Annotated in this window: 1 protein-coding gene; it reads left to right on the top strand. The window is 61.8% G+C overall.

Features of this window, described 5'->3' with window-relative positions; genetic code table 11:
* On the top strand, nucleotides 1-529 hold a 529-nt coding region (locus J5224_RS34955; protein ID WP_264629381.1), incomplete at both ends, for an Ig-like domain-containing protein.

The following is a 529-nucleotide window of genomic DNA, read 5'->3' as shown; positions in this document are numbered from 1 at the left end:
ATGACGGCTATATCAATACCAGCGAGTCCACCGCCACACCAGTGAGTGGCACCAGCAGCGAGAAGACGGTAGATCTGGTGTTTACCGATGCCAACGGCAAAACCGTGGAAGTGAAGAACGTCACGGTAGTGGACGGCAAGTGGAGTACCACGGCGGACCTGAGCGGTCTGGCAGAAGGCAAGGTGGACGTCAAGGCCACCGCCACCGATCCGGCGGGTAATCAGGCACACGATACGGCCAGCTCCACGCTGGACGTGACCGGTCCAACGGTCGATATCGAGCACTTTGCCGGCGACGACGGCTATATCAATACCGCCGAGTCCACCGCCACGCCAGTGAGCGGCACCAGCAGCGAGAAGACGGTTGACCTGACATTCACGGACGTGAACGGCAAGGTGGTGACGGTCACCGGCGTGTCCGTGGTAGACGGCAAGTGGAGCACCACGGCGGACCTGAGCGGTCTGGCGGAAGGCAAGGTGGACGTCAAAGCCACTGCCACTGACCCGGCGGGCAATCAGGCGCACGATAC

Source organism: Candidatus Symbiopectobacterium sp. NZEC135 (assembly GCF_025962695.1).
Note: the sequence above shows the minus strand (reverse complement) of the source record. Positions and strands in the feature narration are given on the sequence as shown.